Origin of the sequence: Puniceibacterium antarcticum, assembly GCF_002760615.1 — a bacterium.
Taxonomy (GTDB): domain Bacteria; phylum Pseudomonadota; class Alphaproteobacteria; order Rhodobacterales; family Rhodobacteraceae; genus Puniceibacterium; species Puniceibacterium antarcticum.
The window spans coordinates 13,577-28,098 of record NZ_AWWI01000182.1; the positions used below are offsets into that span (position 1 = coordinate 13,577).

Sequence of the window (14,522 nt, forward strand, 5' to 3'; positions counted from 1 at the left end):
TCAGATCCCCGGAGCCCGACGCAGATCCAGCGTCATCGGGAACTCGGGATGGGTCTGATCCTGCGGCGGCCAGTAGGCGCCCGGATTGTGGCCCAGCGCCTCGAACCGCGCCAGACGCCGCGCCTCGGCCTCGTTGCCATTGACCGGGAAGGTTTCATAGTTCCGCCCGCCCGGATGCGCCACATGATAGACACAGCCCCCCAGCGCACGGCCCGACCATTTGTCAAAGATGTCAAAGGTCAGCGGCGCATCCACCGGCAGCGTCGGATGCAGCGCCTCGGCCGGCTGCCAGGCTTTAAAGCGCACGCCCGCCACCGAAACCCCGCTGGTTTCGGTCTTTTGCAGCGGCACGGTGCGGCCATTGCAGGTCACGCCATAGCGTTCCGGGTTCGACGTGGTCAGCTTGACCTGCATCCGTTCGACCGAGGAATCCGTATAGCGCACAGTGCCGCCAATCGCGCCGGTCTCACCCAGCACATGCCAGGGCTCAAGCGCTTGGCGGATCTCAAGATGCGTGCCCTCGTATTCCACCTGTCCGCAGAACGGGAACCGGAATTCTTCCTGCGCCACAAACCATTCAGGGTCGAGCTTGAAGCCATGCAGATCCAGATCGCGCAGCAGATCCATGAAATCCTGCCACAGGAAATGCGGCAGCATATAGCGGTCGTGCAGCTCTGTCCCCCAGCGCACCGGCTTGCCGCTGATCGGCGCATTCCAGCATCGCGCGATGATCGCCCGGATCAGCACCTGCTGCGCCAGCGACATCTTGGGGTCCGGTGGCATCTCGAATCCACGGAATTCAACCAGCCCAAGCCGCCCCGTCGGCCCATCGGGCGAAAACAGCTTGTCGATGCAGATCTCGGCCCGGTGGGTGTTGCCGGTCACATCGGTCAGCATGTTGCGCAGCAACCGGTCCACCAGCCAGGGCGGCGGCGGGGTGCCGCTCGAAGGGTCGGGGATCTGGCTCAGCGCGATTTCCAGCTCATAGAGCGTATCATGCCGCGCCTCGTCGATCCGGGGGGCCTGCGATGTCGGCCCGATGAACAGCCCCGAGAACAGATAGGACAGCGACGGATGGCGCTGCCATGTCAGGATCAGCGATTTCAGCAGATCGGGACGGCGCAGGAACGGGCTGTCGTTCGGAGTCGCCCCGCCCACAACCACATGGTTGCCACCACCGGTGCCGGTGTGGCGCCCGTCGATCATGAACTTGTCGGCCCCCAGACGGCACTGGCGGGCCTCTTCGTAAATGGCCTCGGTTGTGGCGACCACATCGTCCCAGTTGTCCGCCGGGTGAATGTTCACCTCGATCACGCCGGGGTCCGGGGCCACACGGATCACGTTGATGCGCGGATCATGCGGCGGCGCGTACCCTTCGATATGGATCGGCATCCCCATACGCTTCGCCGTCCGCTCGGCGGCAGCGATCAGATCCAGATAATCCTCCACATCCTCGACCGGGGGCATGAACACGCACAGCTTGCCATCGCGCGGCTCGACCGTCATCGCGGTGCGCACAGCCCCGCCCACAACGCCCAGCTCCTGCTCGATCACATCCTGCACCGCCGCCTGCGCCGTCGGGGCCGACACAGGCTGCGTATGGTCTGCCGACACACCCGGCGTCGCCGCACCCTGATCGTAATCGGGCAGCGGATCGCGGTGCACACTTGGGTCGGTGATATAGGTATACGGGTAGGCCGCAGGCGGAACGTAAGGCAGCGCGCCCAGCGGAATGCGATAGCCCACCGGCGAATCCCCCGGCACGAGGTAAATATGCCCGCGCCGCAGCGTCCACTTTTCAGACCGCCACTTGCGCCCCGTCGCCTTGGACTGCCAGCGCTGGATCGGCAGCACAAAGCCCGATGGCTCTGTCAACCCCCGCCCGAACACCCGCGCGATGCGATAGCGTTCTTCGGGGTCCTTCAGCTTGGAATTTTCCGGCGTCACATTCTCGGGCAGGTTGCCCTCCTTGATGATCCACTCGGCGGGGTCCTCATAGGCGGGCACAGCCATATCCGGCTCAATCCCCAGCTCTTCGGCAAACTGCGCGATGAACTGACCGGCGGATTCGGCGGTCGCCCCGGTATCAGCCGTCTCAAGCGCCACCAGATCCGCATCCGACCAGATCGGCTTTTCATCCTTGCGCCAGTAAAGCGAAAACGTCCAGCGCGGCAGGGTTTCCCCCGGATACCACTTGCCCTGCCCGTAATGCAGGAATCCCCCCGGCGCAAAGCGATCCCGCAACCGGCGGATCAGCTGATCTGCCAGCCCACGCTTGGTCGGGCCGACCGCAGCGGTGTTCCACTCTGCCGCCTCGTAATCGTCGATTGACACAAAGGTCGGCTCGCCCCCCATTGTCAGACGCACATCGCCGATCTCAAGCTCGGTATCCACCTGCTTGCCCAGCGCATTCAGCCGCTGCCAGCTTTCCTCGGAAAACGGCTTGGTGATGCGCGGATGCTCGGCCACCCGGGTCACGGTCATGTCGAATTCAAACTCGACCTGCGGCGTGCCCACGGCGGTATAGCCACCGGAAATCGGCGCAGCGTTCTGATAATGCGGCGTCGCGGCCAGCGGAATATGCGACTCCCCCGCGAACAGACCCGATGTCGGGTCCAGCCCGATCCAGCCCGCCCCCGGCAGAAAGACCTCAACCCAGGCATGCAGGTCGGTAAAGTCATTCTCCGTCCCCGACGGGCCGTCCAGCGCCTGCAGATCCGGTTTCAGCTGAATCAGATAGCCCGACACAAACCGCGCGGCCAACCCCAGATGCCGCAGCACATTGACCAGCAGCCAGCTGGAATCCCGGCACGACCCCAGCGCCTTTTGCAGGGTCTCTTCGGGCGTCTGCACACCGGCTTCCATACGGATGGTGTATTCGATATCGCCCGCCACCTTGGCGTTCAGCATCACCAGCCAGTCAACGATCCGGGTCTTGTCGGTGGGCACCTGTTTGATGAACTCGGCCAGCATCGGCGTCGCGGGATCGGCCCGGCGATAGATCGACAGGTCATCCACCAGCTCGGCGGGATACTCAAACGGATAGAACTCGGCCGATTCCTCGACAAAGAAATCGAACGGGTTGTAGACCGACATATCGGCCACAACATCCACCTCGATCTTGAACTCACGCACCGGTTCAGGGAACACAAACCGCGCCAGCCAGTTGCCATAGGGATCCTGCTGGTGATTCACAAAATGCGGCTGCGGCGACACCCTGAGCGAATGCGAAATCACCCGTGTCCGGCTATAGGGGGCAGGACGCAGACGTATGATCTGCGGCCCCATCGTGACATTGCGGTCGTATTTGTAATGGGTGAGGTGATGGATGCTTGCGTAAATGGCCATGTGGCTTGGTTTCCCTGAACTTTGGGTCTATCCTTTCATTTAGAGTTAACATTTGCATCCCCTCATTGTGGATGCGTGCCGGTTTTCTGGGCTGATCCTCGCCCACGCGTCTGACAGTTGCCATATTTTTGATCGCCTGCGGATGACGGGATCGCGCCGCTCGCCTTTGTCTCCGGGACAGCACGCCCTATCCTGTTGTGCCGGATAGAAAAATGATTGGACCGTTCCGATGGCTGCTCCCCTCTCCCCCGATGACATGACCCGCCTGATGCGCCGCGCCATTGCGCTGGCAAAATCCGCCCGTGCGGCTGGCAACCATCCGTTCGGCGCGCTGCTCTCCGACGACTCAGGGCAGATCCTGATTGAGGCGCAAAACACCGTCGAAACCGACAGCGACGTGACCTGCCATGCCGAACGCAACCTGATCAGCGCCTCTTATGCCAAATTGTCCGAGGATCAGCGCCGCGCCGCAATCCTTGTCACCAGCACCGAACCCTGCGCCATGTGCGCTGGCGCGATCTTCTGGGCCGGTATCCGCACCGTGCTTTACGGATTAAAGGAATCGCATTTGACCGCCATGTGCCAGACGCCGACCAACCCCAGCCCGATGGTGCTGAACATGCCCTGCACCGACGTGTTCAACACCTGCCCCGGCCATCCCACCACGGTGATAGGCCCCCTGATCGAGGATGAAGCCCGCGCAGCACACGAAGGGTTCTGGTAGGCGCAAAATACGCTCACCCTCGCAATCGGGGCTGAGCGCTGCGCAATATCAGCAGCCATACGAAAACCATACGTTTTCCATACGGTTTCCAGCAGATGGTTTCAGACCTCTTCTGGGATGTTCAGCGCCTCGGCAAAATGGCTCAGCAACCTGTGTTTCAGGATCTTGCCCGTCGCTGACGCAGGCAGCGCATCCACCACCAGAATGCGGCTGGGGCGTTTGTAACCCGACAGGCGCGACGCCACAAAGTCTTTGAGTTCAGAGGCTTGCACCGCATCGGGCTTTGTTACCTGCACAAAGGCCACAACATCCTCGTTCCCGCCCTCACCTGACCGCCCGATCACCGCCGACTGCACCACCGCCGGATGGTCGTTCAGCGCCGCCTCGACCTCGGGCGGATAGACGTTAAAGCCCCCCCGGATGATCAGTTCCTTGCAGCGCCCAACGATGTGAAGATATTGATTTTCATCAATTTTCCCCAGATCCCCGGTCCGCAGCCAACCATCGACACTGACCGCTTTGGCGGTCTCAGCCGGGTTGCGGAAATAGCCCAGCATCACATGCGGCCCCCGGGTCAGAACCTCGCCCACGCCCGCCTCTCCGCCAATGCTTTCGTCCAGCATGATCTCGACACCGGGCAACACCGGCCCCACGCTGATATCCGCTAAGCCCTTGGGATTGCGGGTTCCTGTGACCCCCGCCGTGCTTTCGGTCATGCCATAACCGTTCTGCAGCGCGATCCCGTAAAAGCTTTCGGCCTTGCGCTTCCACGCCGGATCCAGCGGCGCGGCACCGGATGACACATAGCGCAGCACGTCACTGTCCAGCTTTTCATGACCGTTTTCAGCAGCATAGGCCATCAGCACCGCATGCATCTGCGGCACCGCAGGCAGCACCGTCACCCCCTCGCGCAGCGCCTGATAGAGCGCCGCAGGGCTGAACCGCGACGCCAGCTGCACCGTCGCCCCCGCATGGGCCGAGGCCATCAGCATCGACGCCAGCCCGAACACATGCGTCAGGGGCAGCGCGCCGTAAACCCGGTCCGCCGGCGCCAGATTTCTCAACTCTGCCGAGGCTTTAGCCGCAAACAGCAGGTTGGCATGGCTCAGCATCACCCCCTTGGGATCGCCCGTCGTGCCGGTGGTATAAAGCAGCACCGCGACGCCGTCTGCCCCTTCGGCCATGACCTCGGGCCCCGTCCCAGAACGCTGCACAAGATGCACCCGCCCGGCCCCGGTCTGCACAGGCTTAGCCTCCAACCGCTCAGCATGGGCCAGCGCCTCTTTCGACACATGGCTGGTCAAGATCACCAGCGCCGGATCAGCATGTTTGACGATGCGCTCCAGCTCGTGTTCGGCCATGCGCGCATTCACCGGCACCGCCCAGGCCCCGATGCGGCTGGCCGCAAACAGCGCCACGGCCACGGCCAGACAGTTCTCGGCCACGATCAGAATGCGGTCGCCGGGCCGAACACCGTTCAGCCTGAAAAGGGCCTCATAAGCCTCTGAAAGCGCGCCATATTCAGCCCAGCTCACCTGCCCGCCGTCGCAATCGATGACCGCCGGTTGATCGCCACGCTGCACGACATTGCGGTCCAGCACTTGATGTATCCGGTTGAACGCTGCCAAAGATGTCATGGTTTCCCCTCCCTTGAATGTGTCACGCCATAGAGCGCAGCCGGGACAATGCCCGCAGCGCCTCGGCTTCCAATTGTCTGACGATATCTGCCAGCGGTTCGGAACGTTCCAAAAGCCCCAGCGCCTGCCCCGCCGACAACATGCCCTGCGAGGTATCGCCGGTTTCATAGGCCCGCCGCCCGATGGCCCCCGCCACATGCGGCATCAGCGCCTCGATCCCGATATCGGGGTTTTCCGCCTCGAGTGCGGCCACAATCGCCGTGGTTTCGTTCTTCAGCGTACGGATCGTGTTTCGCACCGATCCCATGGTCAGCGCGGTGTCACGTTCGCCCGCCGCGACCAGCGCCGCCTTGTAACCATCATGGGCCGCAATCTCCTGCGCGGCCAGAAACCGCGTGCCCATCACGACACCCGCAGCCCCACCCGCCAGTGCCGCCACGATCTGACTGCCCGCGCCAAAGCCACCACCGAGCAGGAACGGAATATGCAGACGCCGCTCGGCCAGACCAACATTGACCATGGTGCCCACCAGATCCATGCCCGGGTGTCCGCCACATTCCGCGCCAACGATGGTGACCATATCGACGCCGATGCTCTGTGCCTTTTCGGCAAAACGCAGGCTGGGCACCTTGTGGATCACCGTGATGCCGGCATCCTTCAGAATAGGCAGATATTCCTCGGGGTTACGGCCCGATGTTTCCACAACCCGAATGCCTTCGTCCGCGATCAGGCGGAACACATCGGCGGTCTTTTCCCCCGGCACCAGCTTGGGCAGCATCGACACATTGACGCCAAAAACCCGTTTCCCGGCCAGATCCCGACACCGCCGGATTTCAGCCCGCAGGGCGTCCGGCTCAGGAAAGCTCGCAGCCGTGATAAACGACAACACCCCGGCCCGCGCGCCCGCGCCGACATACCCCGCCTCGGACAGCCACATGAGGCCGCCCGCCACCACAGGCAGGCGCAAATCAAAGGCCCGCGTCAGTGGCGTTTGCAGGGCGGGATCAGTGGGCGTCATTCGCCACCTCTCAGGGCTTTGAAATCGGGGGGCGCTTGTTGAGAAAGGCGTTCATGCCTTCCTCCGCCTCAGCTGATCCCAGTGCCGCCGCCATGGCGTTGCGCTCGTGATCCATCTGCGTGGCAAGGTCCACATGCCGCGCGGTGCCCAGCAGCGCCTTGATCGCGGTCATGGTGCCACCTGGACCGCTGGCAATGCGGTTGCCCAGATCCATCGCGTCCTCGCGGCTGGCAAGCGGCGGCGTCAGCCCGGTCACAGCGCCCAGATCAAACAGGCGCTGCGCCGTCACAGGCTCCCCCAGCAGGGTCATCTGTGCCACAAGCGCACGCGGCAAGGCATCAGACAGCGTGCTGGTCAGCCCGCCGTCCGGCACCAGCCCCGCCTTGACATAGGCCGCCGTGAATTTGGCATCCTCGGCCGCCAGAATGAAATCGCAGGCAAAGGCCAAAGACACCCCCGCCCCGGCAGCGCCGCCATCGACGGCGGCGATCACCGGCTTGGGGCAGTCCCGGATCGACCGGATCACCGCGTGCAGCTCTTCGATCCGCGCGCGCCGCTCTGCCTCGCTCATCTCCCGCCGCTCGGACAGCGTATTGAGGTCCCCGCCCGCGCAAAAGAATCCGCCACGCCCCCAGAGCGTCACGGACGTGATCCGCGCCGCTGCCCCGGCCTGCGCTGTGGCGTCCAGGATCGCGGCATAAAGATCGGCGCTCAGCGGATTGCGCCGTTCCGGATAGGCATTCACCACCAGCAGACGGTCGCCCAGATCCTCGACATAGGCTCTTTTTGTCACTGACCCGGCTCCTGTGGCAGCTTGTCCTGTGGCACCCGTTTGAACACACCCGTCGCCGTGGCGATCAGCGTGCCATCTTCGGCCACCAGTTCCCCCGCGATGAACAGCAGCGACCGCCCACCGCCGGTGACCCGCCCGGTCGCCGTGACGCGCTGTCCGGCGCCTGCGCCCGCATGGAACTGCGTGGTCAGCGACACGGTCAAGAACGGCGCGCGGCCCATGGCATCCACCGTAAGGCTGCCGGTTGCCCCCATGGCGCTGTCCAGCAGCAGACCGCCGATGCCGCCGTGCATCACGTGATGGCGGTTCATATGCCCCTCGGTCAGATCCAGCCAGCAGCGCGCACATCCGTCGGGCTGGTCCACGTCCAGCACATAGCCCAGCGACCGCTGCGTGCCGGTTTCGCCCTCGATCAGCGCCATATCAGGCGGCCGACAGACGGATGAACCGTTCCAGATGGTAATCCGTATCGCCAAAGCGGTGATCGACCATGGTCAGGCGCTTGGCCAGATGCCCCAGCGCATATTCCTCGGTCATGCCGATGCCGCCGTGCATCTGGATGCTTTCCTCGACCACCAGACGGCCAACGCGGCCGATCAGGTTCTTGGTGGCGCTGACATGACGTTCGCGGGTGACGCGATCCCCCTCAAGATGGCCGGCAAGGTTGATCACGGCAGAGCGCGCCTGCTCGATCTCGATCAGCACATCGGCCATACGGTGCTGCAGGGCCTGAAACTTGCCGATCGGCTTGCCGAACTGCTTGCGGGTCTGCAGGTATTCGGTGGTCAGCGCGCGGATGCTCTCCATCAGCCCCAGCGCCTCGGCACTGATTGCGGCCACGGCGCGTGCATTGGAATGTTCCAAAGCGTCCCATGCACCACCTTCGTGACCGATCAGCGCGTCCTTAGGAACGCTCACACCCTCAAGATCCAGCTCTGCCGCACGACCGCCGCCGTTCAGCGGGTAGTCACGAAAGCTGAGCCCCTCGACCGGCAGCAGGAAGAGAGAAATGCCCGATGTGTCGCGCACATCGCCAGAGGTTCGCGCCGAAACAAGCACATGGCTCGCAAAAGGCAGCGCCATCACAATGCTCTTGCGCCCGTGCAGCGTCCAGCCGTCCGCTGTCGCGGTGGCAGTGGTCGCGACATGGCTCAGCTCATAGCGCCCCGCGGGTTCGCCGTGGGCAAAGGCGACGCGGGTGCTGCCCGCGATGATCTCTTCCACCAGATCCGCCGCGCCAAGCTCGGCCAGCAGACCGCCAGACAGGACACCCATTTCCAGCAGCGGCTCGAACACTCCGGCGCGCCCCAGCTCTTCGAAGGTCAGCGCGAGGTCGAACCCGGCGCCGCCGAAACCGCCCTGATCCTCGGTGAACAGCGCGCCGATCACGCCCATTTTGGCAAGGCCGGTCCAAAGGTCTTCGGACTGCCCGGTTTCGGATTCGGTCGCCGAGGCCAGCAGATCCGGTGTCACAGTCTCGCGCAGGTAACGACGCAAGCCGTCCTGCAGCATCTGGCGTTCGTCTGTGAGGTCAAAATTCATGGCTCAAAGCTCCAGAATGGCTTTGCTGATGATCGTGCGCTGGACCTCAGAGGACCCGCCGTAGATCGACAGCTTGCGGTTGTTGAAATAGGCCTGCGTCGCGGGCATCGCGTAATCCGGGCCGACGGGTTCCACGTTCGATCCCTCATCCAGCGCCTCGGACACAAACGGCATCGCATAGGGGCCGACGGCCTGCCGGGTCAGCGCGTTGATTTCCTGACGGATCTGCGTGCCCTTGATCTTGAGCATTGAGCTTTCTGCGCCCGGTGCCTGACCGGCAGCGGCCGCCGCCAGAATGCGCAGATTGGTGGTCGCCATCGCCATCAGGTCAATCTCGACCTGCGCCATCTTGGCCGCGAACAGCGGGTTCTGGATCAGAGTGCGGTCGCCATCCTTTTCCAGCCCGGCAATCCGCTTGAGGCTGGCAAGACCCGCACGGGCGAAACCCACACCGGCGATGTTGGTGCGTTCATGGGTCAGCAGGAACTTGGCATAGGTCCAGCCCTTGTTCTCCTCACCCACAAGGTTCTCGGCAGGCACTTTGACGTTGTCAAAAAAGACCTCGTTCACCTCGGGTTCGCCGTCCAGAAGGACAATGGGGCGCACCGTGATCCCGGGCGTGTCCATGTCGATCAGCAGAAAGGAAATCCCCTCCTGCGGTTTGCCTGCTTTCGACGTGCGCACAAGGCAAAAGATCATGTTCGCGTACTGGCCCAGCGTGGTCCAGGTCTTTTGCCCGTTGACGATATAGTGCTCGCCCTCGCGCACGGCAGAGGTCTTGACCGAGGCAAGGTCAGACCCCGCACCCGGTTCGGAATAGCCCTGACACCACCAGTCATCGCCGTTCAGGATTCTCGGCAGGTAATGCGCCTTTTGCGCGTCATTGCCGAATTTCTGCAGCACCGGGCCCAGCATCGCGATGCCAAAGGGCACGATCCGGGGCGCATGGGCAGACGTGGTTTCCTCTTCAAAGATATGACGCTGAACGGCATCCAGCGCGCCGCCGCCGAATTCCTTGGGCCAGTTGCCCGCGAGCCAGCCGCGTTCGTTCAGGATCGCGTGCCATTCCTCGTAATCGGCTTTGGTCAGACGCTTGCCGCCCGCCACCTTGTCCGACAGCCGCTTGGGCAGCTTGTCCTCCAGAAAGGCCCGTACCTCAGCGCGAAAGGCCTTTTGTTCGTCTGTATAGTTCAGATCCATGCGGACCTCCTTGTCTATGCGCGACCGCTGCACTGCTTGAGCGCGGTCGCTGCGCGCGAATTGGTGAAGCTCAGAAGATTTCAAACAACCCGGCAGCACCCTGCCCGCCGCCGATACACATGGTCACAACACCCAGCTTGGCACCGCGCCGCTTGCCTTCGATCAGCAGGTGCCCGGTCATCCGCGCGCCGGTCATCCCGAAAGGGTGCCCGACCGAGATTGAGCCGCCGTCCACGTTCAGCTTGTCATTGTCGATGCCGAGGAAATCGCGGCAATAGAGAGCCTGCGATGCAAAGGCTTCGTTCAGCTCCCAGAGGTCGATGTCATCCACCGTCAGCCCCTGCCGTTCCAGCAGGCGCGGGATGGCAAAGACCGGGCCGATGCCCATTTCGTCCGGCTCACAGCCTGCGACGGCAAAACCCCGGAACCGGCCAAGCGGTTCCAGACCGGCCTTTGCGGCCTCCGCGGCCTCCACCATCACCAGCGCCGCCGCCCCATCTGACAGCTGAGAGGCATTGCCGGCCGTGATGTATTTGTCCGGCCCCATGACCGGCGCCAGCTTTTGCAGGCCGTCCAGCGTGGTTGACGGACGGTTGCATTCGTCTTGCGACAGGGTCACCTCAACCTCGGACACCTCACCGGTTTCCTTGTCCTTGACCGCCTTGGTGACAGTGATCGGGGCGATCTCGGCATCGAAACGCCCCGCCTCCTGCGCTGCGGCTGTGCGCTGCTGGCTCTGCAGGCTCAGCGCGTCCTGATCGGCGCGGGAGATGCCATAGCGGTCAGCCACCACATCCGCCGTGTCGATCATCGCCATATAGAGTTCGGGCTTGTGCGCCTCGATCCAGGCCTCGCGGGAAGTGCGCACCGGCGGCTGCACCATCGAGATGCTTTCGACACCGCCGACCAGCACCGCCTTGGCGCCTTCATGGGCGATCATGTGACCGCCCATCGCGATGGCCTGCAAGCCACTGGCGCAGAACCGATTCACGGTGGTTGCGGCAATCGACACCGGCAGCCCCGCGCGGATCACCGCCTGACGGGCGATATTGCCGCCGGTCACATATTCCGGATAGCCGCAGCCCCAGATGCTGTCCTCGATCAGCGCGGGATCAATACCCGCACGGGCCACAGCCTCGGCCGCAGCATGGCCTGCCATGACCGCGCCATGGGTCATGTTGAAGGCACCGCGCCCGGCCTTGCCGATGGGCGTGCGGGCGATCGAGACGATTACGGGATCTTTCATGTGTCTTCTCCTTCAGCCCGCATTCAGGCTGTCAAATGTCTGTTCTTCGGCGGCGAGCCGCGTCAGCAGCGGCGCGGGTTTCCAGAAGAACGGATCGTCCTGCGCATAGCTCTCGATATCGGCAAGCAGCGCCCTGAGGCCCTGCATATCCGCCCATTTCAGTGGTCCGCCGCGATAGCGCGGAAAGCCATAGCCGGACAGCAGCGTCACATCGACATCCAGCGGGCGCTGCGCGATGCCTTCTTCCACGACGCGGGCAGATTCATTGACCATCGCGGCCATGTAGCGGCGCACGATCTCGTCCTTGGTAAACGCGCGCGGCGCGATACCGGCCTCCATACGGGCCTTCGTGATCAGGTCTTCGACCTCTGGATCGGGTGTGCCCTGACGACCCTCATAGATATAGTAGCCGCGCCCGGTCTTCTGCCCAAGACGGCCCAGATGATACAGCTCATCCGCCCATGTCGGCACGACCTCTTGCGGATCACGTGTCGTCGCCTTGCGCTGACGGGTCATGTACCCGATGTCGAGCCCGGCCAGATCGGCGACCGCATAGGGGCCCATGGCAAAGCCGAAATCGGTCAGGGCATCGTCAATTTCAAACGGGCTGGCACCGGCCAGAACCATGCGATCCGCCGCCGCACGATAGTGTGACAGGATGCGGTTGCCGATGAAGCCGTCACAAACCCCGGCGCGCACCGCAACCTTGCCCAAGGTCTTGGCCAAGGCAAAGGCGGTCGCCGTCACGTCGCTTGCGGTCTTGTCGGCCACCACGACCTCAAGCAGTTTCATCACATGCGCCGGGGAGAAGAAGTGCAGCCCGATCACATCTGCGGGGCGCGAAATGCTGGCCGCGATCTCGTTGATGTCGAGGTATGAGGTGTTCGTCGCCAGAACCGCGCCGGGTTTGCAGACGCGGTCCAGCTCGGCAAAGACCTGTTTTTTCACATCCATGTTCTCGAACACCGCCTCGATCACCAGATCGGCATCGCTCAGAGCGGCGTAATCGGTGGCGGTAATCAGTGCGTCGGACAGGATCGCGGCGCGCTTGTCCTCGCTCAGCTTGCCCCGCTTCACCGCAGCAGCCAGATTGCCGTCGATGGTGGCGCGCGCCTTGTCGGCCGCCGCCGCATCGCGTTCGATCAGCGTCACCGCCAACCCGCGCAGCAGCGCCGCCGTGGCAATACCTGCACCCATGGTGCCGCCGCCAATCACGCCGATCCGGGCAAAGGACCGGGGCGCGACGCCGTCAATCTCGGGCAGGCGCGCAACCTTGCGTTCGATGAAGAACGCATGGATCAGCCCCTCGCGTTGCGGGGTGTCGAGCACCTCGTTGAACCGCGCGCGTTCAAAGGCCAGACCCTCGGTCAGATCCGTCGAACAGGACGCCTCGACCGCCTCAACCGCCGCCAGAGGCGACACAAGGCCCTTGGCCCGTTTCGCAAGCGTCGCACGGATCGCTGCACTCGCCCCGGCATCGGGCGCGGGGCGCGGCATGGCGGAAACCGGGCGCACCGGGGCATTCTGGTCCAGCAGCTCGGTCGCATACCCCTTGGCATCCGCCAGCAGGTCGCCCGTGCCGATGCGGTCAATCAGCCCCGAAGACAGCGCGTCGTCAGGCGTCACAGGCACACCAGACGATATCATCTCCATCGCCGTGGCCAGTCCGGTCAGACGCGGCGTGCGCTGGGTGCCGCCGGCCCCTGGCAGAATGCCCAGCGTCACCTCGGGCAGGCCCAGCTTGGTGCCCTGCATGGCAAGGCGATAGTGGCACCCGAGCGCCACCTCAAGCCCACCGCCCAGGGCCGCGCCATGGATCGCGGCAATCACCGGTTTCGGGCAAGCCTCGATATGGTTTACAACCTCGGGCAGCCACGGGTCCTGCGGCGGTTTGCCGAATTCCGAAATATCCGCCCCGCCGATGAACAACCGCCCGACGCCGTAAACCACGGCAATCCCGGCCTCGGCATCTGCGGCAAAGGCGTCTATCGCGGCGGTGATCCCGGCGCGAACCGCATGCCCCAGCGCGTTGACCGGACCATTTTCGATACGGATCAGGCCGATGCGGCCCTCTCTCTCATATGTCACTGGATGTGTCATGAGACCCTCTTTTCAAACTCGGACCGGCGGTGTGACCGGTTCATTTCCAACATGCCGCACAGCATCCCAGCCTGCGGCCAAATTCAAACTCAGCCCCGCATCACAACAGCAGACCCCTGCCCCATCATCCGCTCAAGCTCGCGCACCGCGTCGTTCAGCGCAGGGGCCACCTCGTCGCGCATCCGATCAAGGCTGAGGTCCGCAGGCATGGCACCGCAGGTAAAGATCACAGGCTCGCTCAGGTCGCGCGAATGAAACGGCTTGGCGACGGCGTGGATGGTCGAGGTAAAGTATTCAGACGGATCGGCAATCACCGTCCCCTTCGCGATCAGCTGCGCGTAGCCATTGCGCCGGATCTCTTGCGCGCGCTCCACCGTCAGCCCCCGGTCGCCTGCCGCCTCAGCCACGGTGCGTTCAAACATCTCTTCGGACAAAGCCGACAGCAGCGCATGACCCGAGGAAGAGCCATTGAACGGCAGCCGGTGCCCGACCTCCAGCCAGAGCGATGAGACATTGTGCGGCCGCCAGGTCTTGACGATCAGCATTCGGTTCTGATCGCGCACCAGAAGAAGCGTCAGCGTACCCGTCTCATCCGCGAGCCGCTGCATGATCGCCCCCGACAGATCCACAAAGGAAATGGACGAGGCCGCCACATTCCCCAGCGCCAGCAGCGCCGGACCGGGACGATAGCGATCATGTCGGCGCGCATGGTTAAGATACCCCAGCGATTGCAGCGTGAAGGTCAGCCGCGAAACTGTCGATTTCGGCAATCCGGTACGCTCCGAAATTTCGGCATTGCCCAAACCGTCATCCGACGGGCGAAAGGCGCGCAGCACAGCCAGTCCCCGCGCCAAGGTGGTCGCAAAACGGCGGTCTGTTTCGGTTTCCATGCGCCCCTCCAGTTCTGGTGCGGC

General features: G+C 63.6%; 11 protein-coding genes. 1 reads left to right on the plus strand and 10 read right to left on the minus strand.

Going from position 1 to position 14,522, the window contains the following annotated elements; genetic code table 11:
• Positions 1-3,348, minus strand: a complete 3,348-nt coding sequence (locus tag P775_RS25750) for a transglutaminase family protein (protein WP_099913665.1) — start codon at positions 3,346-3,348, stop codon at positions 1-3.
• Between the two features lie 229 nt (positions 3,349-3,577).
• Here P775_RS25750 and P775_RS25755 point away from each other — a divergent pair, with 229 nt between their 5' ends.
• Positions 3,578-4,072 (plus strand): nucleoside deaminase, encoded by a 495-nt coding sequence (locus P775_RS25755; RefSeq protein ID WP_099913666.1) that lies wholly within the window; start codon positions 3,578-3,580, stop codon positions 4,070-4,072.
• A 101-nt stretch (positions 4,073-4,173) separates the two neighbouring features.
• On the opposite strand, the gene P775_RS25760 is transcribed toward P775_RS25755, so the two are convergent.
• From P775_RS25760 to P775_RS25800, 9 genes are all read right to left on the minus strand, one after another.
• Positions 4,174-5,709, minus strand: coding sequence for a class I adenylate-forming enzyme family protein (locus tag P775_RS25760; protein WP_099913667.1), 1,536 nt, complete (start codon positions 5,707-5,709; stop codon positions 4,174-4,176).
• A 22-nt stretch (positions 5,710-5,731) separates the two neighbouring features.
• Complete coding sequence (locus tag P775_RS25765; RefSeq protein WP_099913668.1) at positions 5,732-6,727, minus strand: NAD(P)H-dependent flavin oxidoreductase; 996 nt, start codon at positions 6,725-6,727, stop codon at positions 5,732-5,734.
• 10 nt (positions 6,728-6,737) lie between these two features.
• The gene (locus P775_RS25770) at positions 6,738-7,520 is read right to left on the minus strand and encodes an oxepin-CoA hydrolase, alternative type (protein ID WP_099913669.1); all 783 of its coding nucleotides are present in this window, start codon (positions 7,518-7,520) and stop codon (positions 6,738-6,740) included.
• Positions 7,517-7,942 carry a PaaI family thioesterase gene (locus P775_RS25775; RefSeq protein WP_099913670.1) on the minus strand — a complete coding sequence of 142 codons (426 nt, stop codon included), beginning with the start codon at positions 7,940-7,942 and terminating at the stop codon, positions 7,517-7,519. Before P775_RS25775 ends, P775_RS25770 begins: the two co-directional genes overlap by 4 nt.
• A 1-nt stretch (position 7,943) precedes the next feature.
• Positions 7,944-9,062, minus strand: a complete 1,119-nt coding sequence (locus P775_RS25780) for an acyl-CoA dehydrogenase family protein (RefSeq protein WP_099913671.1) — start codon at positions 9,060-9,062, stop codon at positions 7,944-7,946.
• A gap of 3 nt (positions 9,063-9,065) precedes the next feature.
• Positions 9,066-10,262 carry an acyl-CoA dehydrogenase family protein gene (locus P775_RS25785; protein WP_099913672.1) on the minus strand — a complete coding sequence of 399 codons (1,197 nt, stop codon included), beginning with the start codon at positions 10,260-10,262 and terminating at the stop codon, positions 9,066-9,068.
• A gap of 70 nt (positions 10,263-10,332) precedes the next feature.
• Complete coding sequence (locus P775_RS25790; RefSeq protein WP_099913673.1) at positions 10,333-11,508, minus strand: acetyl-CoA C-acyltransferase; 1,176 nt, start codon at positions 11,506-11,508, stop codon at positions 10,333-10,335.
• Positions 11,509-11,520: 12 nt separating this feature from the next.
• Positions 11,521-13,608 (minus strand): 3-hydroxyacyl-CoA dehydrogenase NAD-binding domain-containing protein, encoded by a 2,088-nt coding sequence (locus tag P775_RS25795; protein ID WP_099913674.1) that lies wholly within the window; start codon positions 13,606-13,608, stop codon positions 11,521-11,523.
• A gap of 89 nt (positions 13,609-13,697) precedes the next feature.
• Positions 13,698-14,498 (minus strand): IclR family transcriptional regulator, encoded by an 801-nt coding sequence (locus tag P775_RS25800; protein ID WP_099913822.1) that lies wholly within the window; start codon positions 14,496-14,498, stop codon positions 13,698-13,700.
• Positions 14,499-14,522: the final 24 nt, after the last annotated feature.